Raw genomic sequence first — 13,860 nt, 5'->3', positions numbered from 1 at the left:
CCGGTCGCCGGCGGTGTATTGCTACACCCCGCTGCCCCTCGACTTGCATGTGTTAAGCCTGTCGCTAGCGTTCATCCTGAGCCAGGATCAAACTCTTCGTTGTTGAAATTGTTTCTTATACCTTTGCTCAGAATCTCGTGATTTATCGTAGTCCGTACTTGACGGTATGTTTCGTATTTCTACGTCTCTTGTACTACTTGTTGATATGTAAATCTTTCAAAGAACTTTTTCGCTTTCTTTTAGCGAACGTGGGTGCAAAGATAATAACTTTTTATTTTAACTTCCAAATTTTCTCGGAACTTTTTTCAAAAGTTTTTTGTTTCATCATTTAACCACCTGCGCTCTCTCTCGAATGCGGATGCAAAAGTAGTGCTTTACAACATACGCACCAAACATTTTTGCAACTATTTTTTCTCCCGTCTGCAACCTTTTTACGTTAACTTCTGAACCACTGACTATTACAATAGAAACTTTTTTTCATCTTTATCCACATCTCTATTTTCAGGCTTTACACACGGCGTTTATGTGTGTATAATATGTATAAGAAAAGACCCAGCCTAAGTCATAAACAATAATAAAAAAGGAAAGCCCCCTACCCTGACGGATAAGAGGCTTTTAATCCTTTTGTCTTCCTCCGAAGAGGTTAACCTAAATACGATTTGAGGAGCTTGCTACGTGTTCCTTGCCTTAATCTTCTAATTGCTTTTTCCTTGATCTGGCGGACGCGCTCTCTTGTGAGGCCAAATTTGTCGCCAATCTCTTCCAATGTCATTTCCTGACAGCCAATACCGAAAAACATTTTGATTATCTCACATTCTCTTTCGGTTAATGTAGCAAGTGCTCGATCAATTTCTTTTGCCAATGACTCGTTCATCAACGACCGGTCAGCGATAGGAGCGTCATCGTTAACAAGCACATCCAAAAGACTGTTGTCTTCGCCTTCTACGAAAGGAGCATCCACTGAGATATGCCTTCCCGATACTTTTAGGGTATCCGAAATCTTATCTACCGGAATATCCAGTTCGTCTGCAAGTTCTTCAGGAGAAGGTCTGCGTTCGTTTTCCTGTTCAAATTTAGAGAAGGCTTTGCTGATTTTATTCAACGAACCAACCTGATTCAACGGGAGACGTACGATTCTTGACTGTTCTGCCAAAGCTTGCAAAATAGATTGACGAATCCACCACACAGCATAGGAAATAAACTTAAAACCTCTGGTTTCGTCAAATTTCTCAGCCGCCTTAATCAACCCCAGGTTTCCTTCATTAATAAGGTCTGGTAAACTTAACCCCTGATTTTGATATTGCTTAGCTACAGATACAACAAAACGCAGATTTGCCCTGGTTAATTTTTCCAATGCTCTCCGGTCGCCTCTTTTGATAGCCTGTGCCAATTCTACTTCTTCTTCTACTGTGATCAGATCTTCCCGGCCTATTTCCTGAAGATACTTGTCAAGAGAAGCGCTTTCGCGATTGGTAATGGACTTTGTGATCTTTAACTGTCTCATCCAATAATTTTATATTGAGAATATCAGGGTGCAAAGATAATATTATTTTTATTGACAGAATTGGCTGGATGCACCCTACACCCAGCCAATTATAAACCTTTAACAATCTTCCCGCCAAATAAGACGAATATAACGTTATTTTATTATTCAGCCAGATCTATAGCATATACTTTCGTACGTCCATTATTCGGATAGAAACCTTTTACTACGATGTAACGATCATCATTGATGTAACGATCGTCATTGTTACCTTTCAAAACCTTGTCAACTATTTTTTCAAGCTGCTCAGGAGATGAAATCTTCTGATCGTTTACAACCATGATGATGAAACCTTTCTTGATACCGGCATCTTTCAGTTTACCATTCAGCAAACCGGTTACTTCAATACCATAGCTTATACCTAATTCACGTTTCTGTTCGCTTGTCAACGCACTGAAAGCGGCTCCCAAAACTTCGGCGCTGTCGGCGGCTCTTTTCACTACTGCAGTGCTGCCCTGTGCGTTACGAAGTTCTACATTAAACGTCTTGGTGCTGCCGTTACGGTCTACAGTTACCTGCACTTTGTCACCCGGACGATATTTGCTGATCTGTTCCTGCAAAGCATTCGCAGATTTTACTTTTGCACCATTTACGGCAACAATCACGTCACCCTTTTCAATACCGGCTTCCTTGGCAGTACTGCGGTCCGCGAAATCAGCCACACATGCACCTTCGGAAACTTTTATCTTGGATTTCAGGGCGCTCAGTTCATCTTTCTGTTTAGCCGGCAGATTCGGATAGCCCAGCATGTCGGCGATATCACCCACGCTCATAATCTGGACACCCAGAATAGCACGCTGTACGGCACCAAACTGTTTCAAGTCGTTTGCCACTTTCCCTGCAATGCTGATAGGCACTGCAAACGAGTAACCGGCAAAGTTTCCTGTTTCGGAATAAATAGCGGTATTGATACCGACCAATTCACCTTTTGTATTCACCAGCGCTCCCCCGCTGTTACCGGGGTTCACGGCCGCATCGGTCTGGATGAACGATTCGATCTTGCTCTTGTCTCCGCCTCCCATCGAGATGCCACGTCCTTTCGCACTCACAATACCGGCCGTAACCGTAGAAGTAAGATTGAACGGATTACCGACTGCCAACACCCACTCTCCGACTTTCAGTTTTTCAGAATCGCCGAACGGGATGGTAGGAAGATCTTTCGCATCGATCTTAAGCAAAGCGATATCCGTCGTCGGATCGGTTCCGACCAATTTGGCAGCAAACTTGCGGTTGTCATTCAATGTCACTTCCAGCTCGTCTGCCCCATCGATCACATGGTTGTTCGTTATAATATATCCATCAGTCGAAATGATCACTCCGGAACCGGCTCCTACCCGTGGTTGCGGTTGCGGACGCTGGAAACCTCCGCCTCCACGTCCTCCGAATCCGAAGAAGTATTCGAACGGATCGACATACTGCGGCTGATTGCCTCCGTCGGCATATTGTTTGGCATTTGTCGTGGCCTTAATATGCACAACGCCATGAACCGTACTTTCTGCAGCCGTAGTAAAATCCGTATTCTCTGCAGCAACCGTGTTATAACCGGCTAACCGGATCGGCTGATTGAAGGTATTTGCTGAGCCTGAAGCACTATATACCGGTTGATTCTTATGAATCAGGTAAGCACTCGTCCCAACAGCCGCCCCCGCACTGATTGCAGCTACGAGAACGATACCAAGCACATTTTTCCACATCTTTTTCATACTCTTTTTATTTTATCAAACATTTAAATTTAACATTTTTCTTTCGGCAAAGAAAACTCAAAAAACGTGCGATTATTCCATTTGCGACTGTTTTTTTATCACTTTTAACGGCACTCCGCAAGGGCTTAACTGCGATTAACAGTACTGTGTAATGCAAAGTACCTTTTTAACAATCGACCGTCTGACAAATGGTCATACATTCAATAATATAACAGCAAGAAAGGCAGAATGTTTCCCATGAACCTGCCATTAGATGCCGATACATTTTATTTTCGACATTGTCGAAAACATATACGACAATACCGAGCATATACACGACAACGTCGAACAGATACATGACATTATCGAAAACAAATTAGACTGGCAGAAAAAGCAAAAGAGAACCTGCTCGAACCATTTTGATGTGGTGATCCATTTTCAATTGTCAATTAAAAGAATTACCTTTGTCCCATTGCAGTCTGCCGGTCTGTCGCTCGTCCTTCGGGACGGGAGGAACGTCCGGGCAACAGAGAGCACCATACTTCTTAACGGGAAGCTGTCCGCGAGGGCAGAGTAGCGTAACAGAAAACGACCGCCGGACCTGTCCGGTAAGGGTGAAAAGGCGAGGTAAGAGCTCACCGGGTCTTATAGCAATATAGGATGCCGTACGTCTTATGGGTTGTAAGGTCATGTATACCGGCGCATGTAGGATTGCTCGTCCGATGCCGGGGGGTAGACCGCTAAAGCTTACTGGTGACAGTAAGACGAGATAAATGGCAGACGCTCCCGTGCAAGCGGGAGTACAGAACCCGGCTTATAGGCAGACTGCTTTTTTATAATGTGCCAGTATACCAATTCAACAATATGCCAATTAAATGGTTTTCTATTGGTATATCGGCACATTTAATTTATTGGCACTTATTATATATGAAAACAACCGGTAAAAAGACGCTCGGAGAACGGATCAACGCTTTACTGACAAGAACGATCCGTTTCGTCACTTACGACATTTGGCGGATCACCGAAAATGAAGTAAGCGGACTGAAAGAACTTTATATAAACATCATCAAGACCATCATTCTTGCCGTCAGGGGGTTTCAGAACGAGAATCTTCAAACGAAAGCCTCTGCCCTCACCTACAGTACCCTGCTGTCCATCGTGCCTCTTTTGGCGGTTCTATTGGGGATAGCCAAAGGGTTCGGCTTCCAGAACACCGTACGCCAGGAATTGTTCGACTATTTCCCCGGGCATGAGACGGAGTTGACCAAGGCTTTCGAATTCGTCGAAAGCTATCTGGAACAGGCACAGGGCGGCGTGATCATCGGGGTCGGCCTGATCATGCTGTTTTATACGGTTGTCAACCTGATCTCGTCCATAGAAGACACGTTCAACGATATCTGGCAGATACAGAAATCGCGCCCGTGGTACCGGAAGCTATCCGACTATCTGGCCTTGTTCCTGATTTTGCCGGTCCTGATGACGGCATCCAGCGGTTTGTCCATCTTCCTGTCCACTTTGCAGAACTCATTTATCAACCAGTACTTTTTCTTCACTCCGCTGGTCGAATTCATACTGAACATTACGCCTTATATCATTACGATCCTGGCATTTACGGGACTCTACATTTCATTGCCCAACACAAAGGTCCGATTCGTGAACGGCCTCGTGGCCGGGTTCCTGTCAGGCACCGCTTTCCAGTTCTTCCAGTTTATCTACATCAGCGGGCAGATCTGGGTGAGCAAATACAATGCTATCTATGGTAGCTTTGCCGCGCTGCCTTTGCTGTTGCTGTGGTTGCAACTGTCCTGGCTGATCTGCCTGTTCGGGGCGGAAATCTCGTATGCATCCCAGAACGTGAAGAAGTTCAGTTTCGAACGGGACAGCAAGAACATCAGCCGGCGATATAAAGATTTCCTCACGTTGCTGATCGCGTCCCTGATCATCAAGCGGTTCGTGAAAGGGGAAAAGCCCTATACGGCGGATGAACTGTCGGACGCTTACCGCATACCGATCCGCATCACGACACAGATACTCTACCAGTTGACCGAACTACATATTATTATCGAAGTCAATTACGGGGATGACGAACGGGTCGTCCACTACCAGCCGGCGATCGACGTAAACAAGATCACGGTCAGTTACCTGCTGACACGCATGGACGAATACGGATCGGAAAACTTCAAGATCGACACGTCCCGGTTGTTCAGCAAAGAATGGAAAGCCTTGCTGAAAACCCGCGAAGACATGATTAAGGCGAATGACAATATTTTGTTGAAAGACCTTTGAACAATTGACAATGGAAAATTGACAATTATTAGGGGATGGATAAAAGAAAAGGGAATACGGATCTGACAGAGGGGAAGGTATGGAAAGTGATCGTTCGCTTCGCTTTGCCGTTGCTGATCGGGAATCTGCTGCAACAGCTCTATAACATAACGGACAGCATTATTGTCGGACAGTTTCTGGGAAAAGAGGCGCTGGCGGCAGTATCGGCCTCCTTCTTCATCTATTACTTCATCATTTCGTTCGTGATCGGTGTCGGAAGCGGGACAACGGTGGTTATTTCACAACTTTTCGGAGCGAAACAGTACCAGAAGGTACAACTTGCGTTCTCCTCATTCTTCATCTTCATGTTAGTCGGGGGCGTGATACTGTCCATTGCGGGGATTATTTTCGCAGAGCCGGTTTTCCGCCTGACCAATACGCCGGAAGAGGTCATTCCGCAAGCGGTGGCTTATTTCCGCATTTACATAGGAGGGACATTCCTGTTCGTGACCTTCAACAGCATCATTTCGATTTTGCGAGGCGTGGGCGAGTCTGTCCGCCCTATGCTGTTCATTCTGATCACGACTGTCCTGAACATTGCGTTCGACCTGCTTTTCATACTCGTGTTCAAATGGGGCATCGAGGGGGCGGCACGGGCGACTGTCATTTCGCAGGGGATCGGCATGTGTATCGCCTTAGCGTATGTAAACAATACACACCCCTTGCTGTCCATCAAGAAACAAGATATGCTGTTCGACTGGAAACTGTTCAGGGAGAGCCTTAAAATCGGACTGCCGACAAGCGTACAGCAATGCGCGATCGCCCTCGGACTGATCGCCCTGTTGGGGATCGTGAACAGCTTCGGGACCAATACGCTGACGGCTTACGGGGCCGCCGGGAAAATAGACACGATCATCACGCAGGCCGTCCTCACCCTGTCGGGGGCGTTGGCGGCTTTCTGCGGACAAAATATCGGAGCCGGGAAACTGGACCGGGTGAAAAAGGGGGTACGGTTTACGATGTACACGAATATAGTCCTGGGACTGTTGACTTTTGCCGCCGTCTACCTGTTCGGCGACGAAATGATGAAAGTGTTCACGAAAGACGCAGATGTCGTGGCGATCGGGAAGGAATATCTGCTGATTATCGGCGGTTTCTTCATTGTACACGGGGCGCTGAATGTGTACAACGGGGCGCTCAGGGGAGCCGGAGACACCTTGTTCCCGATGATAACCAGCCTGGTCTGCCTCTGGCTGATCCGTATTCCCCTCGCCTATTATCTCAGTTCTTGGCTGGGACGCTGCGGGATCTGGTGGGCGATCGGTATCAGCATCGCAATCGGGCTGATCGTGACCTTTATCTATTATAAGATGGGAGTTTGGAAACGGAGGTGTATTATTAAAGAAGAGGCAAAACAATAAACGATGATTTCCAGACCATGCTTTCCTCTATCCCTCTCTACCGAAACAGAGGACAAAAGAGCAGACGGCGCGATACACGCCGCCTCCAGAATACGCTGCAATTTCTACTTTTCGACCGGCCGCGCGGGATCGGAAACCCGGTCACTTTGGCGCCTGCTTGCCTAAGAAAGGAGATCTTTCATTTGAACTGCATCATTTTGCTGATATACTTGCCGACAATGTCGAATTCGAGGTTGACAACCGTCCCTTTTTCGATCTGGCAGAAGTTGGTATTGTCGTGGGTATAGGGAATGATCGCCACCTGGAAACTGTTCTGCTTCGAATTGCAGACGGTCAGGCTCACACCGTTGACACAGACGGAACCTTTCTCGACGGTTATATATCCCTGCCCGGCCATCTCCTTGTCGAACGGATATTCGAACGTATAATACCAGCTTCCGTTGGCATCTTCCACGCTTGTGCAAACGGCGGTCTGGTCGACATGCCCCTGCACGATATGCCCGTCCAGGCGTCCGTTCATCATCATGCTGCGTTCCAGATTCACGAGCGAACCCGGTTTCAGAAGCCCCAAGTTGGAACGTTCCAGGGTTTCGCGCATGGCTGTAGTAGTGAATGTGTCGCCGTCTTTGCGGACCACGGTCAGGCAAACGCCATTGTGGGCCACACTCTGGTCTATTTTCAATTCATCGACAAAAGAACATTTCATGGTGATATGAATATTGTCCTTATCATGCTCGATCGCCACGACCTGAGCTGTTTCTTCTACAATTCCTGAAAACATAAGATTGTTGTTTTAATGATTATCGGAGGGCGAAGATACGGAAAATAACTATATTTGCCACATACAAAAATCATTCAAGATGGAAGAACAAGATATACGTTGGCAACAACGCTTTTCCAATTACCAAAAAGCATTGCTCAAACTACAACAGGCGGTCGATATTTTATCGGAACAACAAAAGAGAGACGAAGAAATAGACCAACTCCTGCAAGAAGGCTTGATACAACGTTTTGAATACACGCATGAACTCGCTTGGAAAGTCATGAAAGATTACGCCGGCTACCAAGGATACACAGATATCCACGGGTCACGCGATGCTATTCGGAAAGCCCTGGAAATAGGACTTGTCGAAAACAAACGTTGGATGGAAACAATCAACGACCGCAATCTGACCTCCCACAATTACAACAACGAAGTGGCGACAGAGATATACGACAACATTGTCCATATCTATTATCCGCTGTTCAGACAATTCGAGCAAAAAATGTCTTCTTTAATTTCAAGCAAATGAAATACGGTTTAAGCGATACGGAATGGAACCGGTTGGAAACCGTCTTCAACCGGTATCCAAACATTGAACGAGCCATCTTGTACGGTTCGCGTGCAAAAGGGAACTACAAGCCTTTTTCCGACGTGGACATCACGCTCGTCGGCGAACGATTGACCCGCAGTGAACTGAACCGGATCGTGCTGGACATAGACGACTTGCTTTTGCCCTATCAATTCGACGTGTCCATTTTCCACAGACTGACCAATCCGGACTTGATAGACCATATCGGACGGAAAGGAATCATTTTGTATCAAAGAAATACTTAATATAATATGGAAGCAGACAAAGTAGACAAGTTCCTTCTTGCCAATGAAAGCAAATTCCCCGATTATGAAATACCGATCCACCGGTTGCTCGACCTTCCTCCTGAAAAAGAGGCGGTTTTGGTAAAAACCCGTTTCAAAAGCCCAGGCGACATGCTGCTTGTTTCTTTTTTCTTCGGATACTTCGGGCTGGACCGTTTCATGATCGGAGACAAGGTCAAAGGAATCTTCAAACTGCTCACATTCGGCGGCTTGAGCGTTTGGTACTTAATCGACTTATTCCTGATTATGGGGGCGACAAAGAGGAAGAATATGAAGAAGCTGGAAGAGATCGTGAAAAAGGATATTTGATTTTTCGGATTTAAAACATACCTTTGTTCCAAGCAAATACAACAAATATGGATTTCTTCAATAACTATCTGCCTGGTATAATAGCTTTGTGCAAAAAGCATAAGGTCAAAAAGTTATTTGCTTTCGGTTCTGTCCTGACCAATCGTTTCAATGATAAAAGTGATATCGATTTAGTTGTCGATTTTGAAAATGTTCCATTGGAAGAATATGCCGATAACTACTTTGACCTGAAAGATTCACTATCATCCATCCTCCACCGGGAGATAGATTTATTGGAAGAACAGGCAATCCGCAATCCGATTTTGAGAAAGAATATCGATAGTTCTAAACTTATCATTTATGGATGAATATAAAAGCATTTGAACGATGTCCTTCTTTCCATAGAAGAAGTAGAAAGTTATTTCACCGGACAACCTAAATTATTCGAGAATTTCAAAAAAGACATTCTCAGGCAACGGGCTATCGAACGTAATGTTGATATTATGGGAGAAGCGATCAACAGAATCCTAAAAATAGATGCAACTTTCCAATTACCTAACGCAAGAGCAATTGTCAATACAAGAAACCGGGTGATTCATGGTTATGACAGTGTGACAACAGAATTTCTTTGGAGCTTGATCATCAAACATATCCCGGCATTGAAAGAGGACATTCAGTCTCTCCTAAAATAGAGGCAAGCCCCATCCCTGCCCCTATCTCCGGTTTCTAACCTATTAAGGCTGGGTTTCGTTTTTTTCCGCCAGCAATTTGTCAAGATCGTCGATCTGGTGATCAAAGAACTCGACTAATGCATTCATCACCCTTCCGTTCCGGGACATGAAGACGATGCAATCCATCAGCTGGGTAGCCAGTTGGTAGGTTTTACGGGTGTTCTCCACATTCGGTTGCCGCATGTAATAAGCGAAACATCTGAAAAGGACAGTGATCAGGCGATCCCAAGGCAATTCCAGATGTACCATCAGGCTTTTTATGCATCGTAACTGGTGAAGGAGATAATCCAGGTCGTCTTCATCGCTTTTGTTGGCGAACGCTTTCCGGATACGGCTGGCTTCTTCCCTGAAAAAGACCTCTTGGATAGCTTCTGCCGGGAGTGTCAAGGTGTTTGCTGCTTCCATAATATAATAAGGTATTAAAAGTAGGGCGAAAAAAAACGGTCCCGCCTTTCCCGTTGACTAACACATCCAAGATGCTGGAGGCACATTAATGCTCCCCACGGGGGTACGGAACCGCCTATGAAGATCGTTGCAGGCATAAAAATGCCCGCAACGAATCAGATGCAGGTTCACCACACCTTGGATATATATGTTAGTCGCTGCAAATATAGCTCTTTTCACGGATAAGCAAATAAATAAAGGCCGAAAATATAGTGGATTCGTGCTATATCTTCCGAAGAAGGATAAGTCGCATATGGGTAAAGTTTATCCGGATCAGAGGCAAAGGTATAATAGGTTTCTTCCAGGAATATACGGCCACTACTACCGGGTAATCAAAACTTTCAAAACCTTTCCATCCACATAAACCAGATAAACGCCTGGCTTATATGATTTTAATCACTTTTAAACCCCGCGAAGGCTTTGCGAAGCACTTCCAAAAACAAAAGGTACTCCGCGAAGCCTTCGCCAGGCATTTTATCGCTACAAAAACAATCTTCAAACTGCTCACATTCGGCGGCTTGAGCGTTTGGTACTTGATCGACTTATTCCTGATTATGGGGGCGACAAAGAGGAAGAATATGAAGAAGCTAGAAGAGATCGTAAGGAAATAAGTTTTTTTGAGATAATCTTTTTCCCATTTGCAGGATATTGATTTATAACCTATATTTGTAGACAACTAAAAATAAAGACATACCTTTACTATTTACATTTTTCGGATTACGTTTTATGTTCTACTCCAATAATCATGAACCAATACATGTACATGTGATCAAAGGAAAAGGAAGTATAAAAGAAAGTGCAAAGTTCAACATTGAGCCGGAAATAACCTTGATAACAAACAATGGATTACAATCCAATGAAATAAAACTGGCAGAAATGATCATTGAAGAGAATAAGGAGTTGAGATCCGAAAGGTGGAACGAATTTTTCAACAAAAACAGAAAGGAGGTAATCTTATGAAACCAGATGTCATAAAAACTTGGGTCGATAACAAATTCGTACATATACTCACCGCCGATGGCATAGAGCACCGGGAAGCTATTGCCGATTACGAACGCCTGAGAAACGCTTCTCCCGAACAATTGCAGAATTTTGAAACCGACAATGTCGGCATTCACTGGCCGGATCTGGATGAAGACTTATGCTATGAAGGATTTTTGCAAGAGGAAACGCTTAGCGATAAGACTGAATTTTATCGGATGTTCAAGAATTTCCCGGAAATCAATGTTGCCGCTCTCGCCCGCCGCCTGGGAATCAAGCAAAGTCTGATGGCCGCCTACATCTGCGGTTCCAAAAAGCCTTCCGAGGCAAGAAGGAAAGAAATCATCAATGAACTTCATACACTGGGCAAGGCGTTACAAGAGGTCGGATGACAAAAAGAGATCCGGAAGTTTCGAATCGCGAGGCATCATCGATTGGTTTCTGATCAACATTCAGTCTCTCCTAAAATAGAGGCAAGTCCCATCCCTGCCCCTATCTCCGGTTTCTAACCTATTAAGGCTGGGTTTCGTTTTTTTCCGCCAACAATTTGTCAAGATCGTCGATCTGGTGATCAAAGAACTCGACTAATGCATTCATCACCCTTCCGTTCCGGGACATGAAGACGATGCAATCCATCAGCTGGGTAGCCAGTTGGTAGGTTTTACGGGTGTTCTCCACATTCGGTTGCCGCATGTAATAAGCGAAACATCTGAAAAGGACAGTGATCAGGCGATCCCAAGGCAATTCCAGATGTACCATCAGGCTTTTTATGCATCGTAACTGGTGAAGGAGATAATCCAGGTCGTCTTCATCGCTTTTGTTGGCGAACGCTTTCCGGATACGGCTGGCTTCTTCCCTGAAAAAGACCTCTTGGATAGCTTCTGCCGGGAGTGTCAAGGTGTTTGCTGCTTCCATAATATAATAAGGTATTAAAAGTAGGGCGAAAAAAAACGGTCCCGCCTTTCCCGTTGACTAACACTTCCCAGAAGCTGGAGGCACATTAATGCTCCCCACGGGGGTACGGAACCGCCTATGGGGATAGAGACAGGCATAAAAATGCCTGCATCCATGCAGAAGCAGGTTCACTGCTTCTGGGAAATAATGTTAGTCGCTGCAAATATAAGTTTTTTCGTAAACATGCAAATAAAAAAAGGCCGAAAATATAGTGGATTCGTGCTCTTTGGCTTTCTAAAACAGCGGTCCCGACTTGGGTAAATTACTTTTTGTCACAAAAACGGTCGTCCCAAGTTGGGACGGCCGCTTTCATCCGGAGCGTCAACACCCTGATCGCCGAAACTCGCACCGCCCGCAACCAGCGCGGCAGCAAGAAGAAAGGAGAAGGAGGAGAAGCCGGCGATGAACGGCCGGGCGAGCTGTAATACCGGATATGATTCCCCGAACCATCTTGGTTATAGCCTCCTTTTCCAACCGACAATCCACGAAAGACACGCAACAGCTATTCCGCTTTGGCCGCCTTTCTTATGCTTAAAAGGATACCGGCTTTTATGGACTGAATCATTCGGGCTATATCTTCCAAAGAAGGATAAGTCGCATATGGGTAAAGTTTATCCGGATCAGAGGCAAAGGTATAATAGGTTTCTTCCAAGAATATACGGCCATCTATCCTAACGGCTATCGATTCCATATTATATTCCCGCTTAGGTTCGGATAAATCGATCCGAAAAACGAATGCATGGGCATTTCCAAGTATCTCTTGTATTTTAGGGTCATCCAACGTTTCTTTTGAAACGGAAGATGTTTGCATCATTCCATCCGCAATCAGGTCAAGCCCTTTGCTGATCCAGTCATATTTCCGGACAGACATAAAAAACACCTCCGAAGGGGCAACCGCTTCCTCTAACTTCTTCACGAAGGGTTTATACACCTTTTCCAATACATCCAAAACCATCTCGACGCTAAACTTAGGCGAATCGTTTTTCACCTCTTCTTTCCTTATCTGCCGCTGCAAAACAGCCAATTCTTTTTCAAAATCATCCTCCTCTTCTATATTCTCGCCTTTAGCAGCCTTTATGCCGATTCGCAAAGCACGTTCCGCACAATCATTCAGATAACCGACAAACGGCCTGATTTTATCCAGCGAAGCATTCGCACCATCCGAAGGAGTCAGGCCGACCGCCACATCACATTGATGCAGAACCCGCAAATAATTTTGCTTATCTTCCGTATGGATCACAATCATCGGATAACCGTTCCGAAACAATATATAATTCACCAACAGGCGTGCAATACGCCCATTACCATCTTCAAAAGGATGAATGCGGATATAGCGGTAATGCAACAAGGCGGCCAGTTCCACCGGAGATAGGACGCCTTTTGCCGCCTCCGCATTATACCAATCTACCAAATCCGTCATAAAAGCGGGTGTTTCTTCCGGCAATGCATAATGAAATTCCTCCCCTGTCGCTGTTATAACCGAATTAGGGCGGGATTTATACACTCCGACCTTTATCTCCATACGCGTCTTTGTACCTGTAGGGGTTTTGGCATCCTTCCAATAATCCTGGACAAGAATTGTCTTATTCAGTTCACGGATAAATTGCTCGGTCAAGGGACGTTCTTTATCCATTGCTTCCTGTTTCATCATCTCCAGACCGACATTATGGGCTTTCATTTCTTCATAATCTTTCAAGGAAGCAGAGCCGGATGTCTCACCAAACATAAACAAAAGTTTTGTTTGGCCATACGTCAGTGTATTCCCCTCCAGATGATTCGAATTATAATTAAACTCTAACCTGAACTTGCGGTCTAACCGCTTCTCATCTTCCGGCTTCAGAGGCTGAAGGGCCTGCCATTCGTCCAATAACTGCTGCAAATTATCCATATCCTTTTATTTTTCCGTAAAGATAAA

At 45.2% G+C, this 13,860-nt stretch carries 17 protein-coding genes, 1 rRNA gene and 1 other RNA gene; 12 read left to right on the top strand and 7 right to left on the bottom strand.

Annotated elements, in window-relative coordinates; all coding sequences use genetic code 11:
• The 3 genes from ACW6QF_RS15460 to ACW6QF_RS15450 form a co-directional block, all read right to left on the bottom strand.
• A 16S ribosomal RNA gene (locus ACW6QF_RS15460) occupies nt 1–103 on the bottom strand; the annotation flags it as partial.
• A 540-nt stretch (nt 104–643) separates the two neighbouring features.
• Nucleotides 644–1,504 carry a sigma-70 family RNA polymerase sigma factor gene (locus ACW6QF_RS15455; protein WP_005641668.1) on the bottom strand — a complete coding sequence of 287 codons (861 nt, stop codon included), beginning with the start codon at nt 1,502–1,504 and terminating at the stop codon, nt 644–646.
• 143 nt (nt 1,505–1,647) lie between these two features.
• Nucleotides 1,648–3,246, bottom strand: coding sequence for a Do family serine endopeptidase (locus ACW6QF_RS15450; RefSeq protein ID WP_298549893.1), 1,599 nt, complete (start codon nt 3,244–3,246; stop codon nt 1,648–1,650).
• Between the two features lie 453 nt (nt 3,247–3,699).
• Here ACW6QF_RS15450 and rnpB point away from each other — a divergent pair.
• The 3 genes from rnpB (at nt 3,700) to ACW6QF_RS15435 (ending at nt 6,911) form a co-directional block, all read left to right on the top strand.
• Nucleotides 3,700–4,058, top strand: an RNA gene (rnpB, locus tag ACW6QF_RS15445) — RNase P RNA component class A.
• Nucleotides 4,059–4,152: 94 nt separating this feature from the next.
• Complete coding sequence (locus tag ACW6QF_RS15440) at nt 4,153–5,511, top strand: YihY/virulence factor BrkB family protein (protein WP_298549892.1); 1,359 nt, start codon at nt 4,153–4,155, stop codon at nt 5,509–5,511.
• Nucleotides 5,512–5,546: 35 nt separating this feature from the next.
• Complete coding sequence (locus ACW6QF_RS15435) at nt 5,547–6,911, top strand: MATE family efflux transporter (protein ID WP_456088465.1); 1,365 nt, start codon at nt 5,547–5,549, stop codon at nt 6,909–6,911.
• Between the two features lie 178 nt (nt 6,912–7,089).
• Here the strand turns inward: ACW6QF_RS15435 and ACW6QF_RS15430 are convergent, their stop codons facing one another.
• On the bottom strand, nt 7,090–7,692 hold the full coding sequence (locus ACW6QF_RS15430; RefSeq protein ID WP_298549890.1) for a riboflavin synthase: 603 nt from the start codon (nt 7,690–7,692) through the stop codon (nt 7,090–7,092).
• Between the two features lie 79 nt (nt 7,693–7,771).
• On the opposite strand from ACW6QF_RS15430, the gene ACW6QF_RS15425 reads away from it, so the two are divergent.
• Genes ACW6QF_RS15425 through ACW6QF_RS15405 form a run of 5 tightly spaced genes read left to right on the top strand, consistent with a single transcriptional unit; the run spans nt 7,772 to nt 9,527 of the window.
• Entirely contained in the window at nt 7,772–8,203 is a 432-nt protein-coding gene (locus tag ACW6QF_RS15425; RefSeq protein WP_298549889.1) for a nucleotidyltransferase substrate binding protein, read from the top strand.
• Nucleotides 8,200–8,508 (top strand): nucleotidyltransferase domain-containing protein, encoded by a 309-nt coding sequence (locus ACW6QF_RS15420; RefSeq protein WP_456088464.1) that lies wholly within the window; start codon nt 8,200–8,202, stop codon nt 8,506–8,508. The genes ACW6QF_RS15425 and ACW6QF_RS15420 overlap by 4 nt, the downstream gene beginning before the upstream one ends.
• Nucleotides 8,509–8,514: 6 nt before the next feature.
• Nucleotides 8,515–8,856, top strand: a complete 342-nt coding sequence (locus ACW6QF_RS15415; protein ID WP_456088463.1) for a TM2 domain-containing protein — start codon at nt 8,515–8,517, stop codon at nt 8,854–8,856.
• 47 nt (nt 8,857–8,903) lie between these two features.
• A complete protein-coding gene (locus ACW6QF_RS15410) occupies nt 8,904–9,203 on the top strand; it encodes a nucleotidyltransferase family protein (RefSeq protein ID WP_298549886.1) in 300 nt (99 codons plus the stop codon).
• A 12-nt stretch (nt 9,204–9,215) separates the two neighbouring features.
• On the top strand, nt 9,216–9,527 hold the full coding sequence (locus tag ACW6QF_RS15405; RefSeq protein ID WP_456088462.1) for a HepT-like ribonuclease domain-containing protein: 312 nt from the start codon (nt 9,216–9,218) through the stop codon (nt 9,525–9,527).
• 42 nt (nt 9,528–9,569) lie between these two features.
• Here ACW6QF_RS15405 and ACW6QF_RS15400 read toward each other — a convergent pair whose 3' ends face one another.
• Nucleotides 9,570–9,971 carry a hypothetical protein gene (locus tag ACW6QF_RS15400; protein ID WP_456088458.1) on the bottom strand — a complete coding sequence of 134 codons (402 nt, stop codon included), beginning with the start codon at nt 9,969–9,971 and terminating at the stop codon, nt 9,570–9,572.
• 425 nt (nt 9,972–10,396) lie between these two features.
• Between ACW6QF_RS15400 and ACW6QF_RS15395 the strand changes: the two genes are divergently transcribed.
• The 3 genes from ACW6QF_RS15395 (at nt 10,397) to ACW6QF_RS15385 (ending at nt 11,383) form a co-directional block, all read left to right on the top strand.
• Entirely contained in the window at nt 10,397–10,621 is a 225-nt protein-coding gene (locus ACW6QF_RS15395) for a hypothetical protein (RefSeq protein WP_456088461.1), read from the top strand.
• Nucleotides 10,622–10,736: 115 nt separating this feature from the next.
• Nucleotides 10,737–10,970, top strand: coding sequence for a DUF4160 domain-containing protein (locus tag ACW6QF_RS15390; RefSeq protein WP_456088460.1), 234 nt, complete (start codon nt 10,737–10,739; stop codon nt 10,968–10,970).
• Nucleotides 10,967–11,383, top strand: a complete 417-nt coding sequence (locus ACW6QF_RS15385; RefSeq protein ID WP_456088459.1) for a DUF2442 domain-containing protein — start codon at nt 10,967–10,969, stop codon at nt 11,381–11,383. The genes ACW6QF_RS15390 and ACW6QF_RS15385 overlap by 4 nt, the downstream gene beginning before the upstream one ends.
• 121 nt (nt 11,384–11,504) lie before the next feature.
• Here the strand turns inward: ACW6QF_RS15385 and ACW6QF_RS15380 are convergent, their stop codons facing one another.
• The gene (locus ACW6QF_RS15380; protein WP_456088458.1) at nt 11,505–11,906 is read right to left on the bottom strand and encodes a hypothetical protein; all 402 of its coding nucleotides are present in this window, start codon (nt 11,904–11,906) and stop codon (nt 11,505–11,507) included.
• A gap of 308 nt (nt 11,907–12,214) precedes the next feature.
• On the opposite strand from ACW6QF_RS15380, the gene ACW6QF_RS15375 reads away from it, so the two are divergent.
• Nucleotides 12,215–12,370, top strand: coding sequence for a hypothetical protein (locus ACW6QF_RS15375; protein WP_456088457.1), 156 nt, complete (start codon nt 12,215–12,217; stop codon nt 12,368–12,370).
• A 77-nt stretch (nt 12,371–12,447) separates the two neighbouring features.
• Here the strand turns inward: ACW6QF_RS15375 and ACW6QF_RS15370 are convergent, their stop codons facing one another.
• Entirely contained in the window at nt 12,448–13,833 is a 1,386-nt protein-coding gene (locus ACW6QF_RS15370; protein ID WP_456088456.1) for a Fic family protein, read from the bottom strand.
• Nucleotides 13,834–13,860: the final 27 nt, after the last annotated feature.

It is taken from the genome of Parabacteroides sp., assembly GCF_977054455.1.
This window is presented reverse-complemented; position numbering and strand designations above follow the sequence as displayed.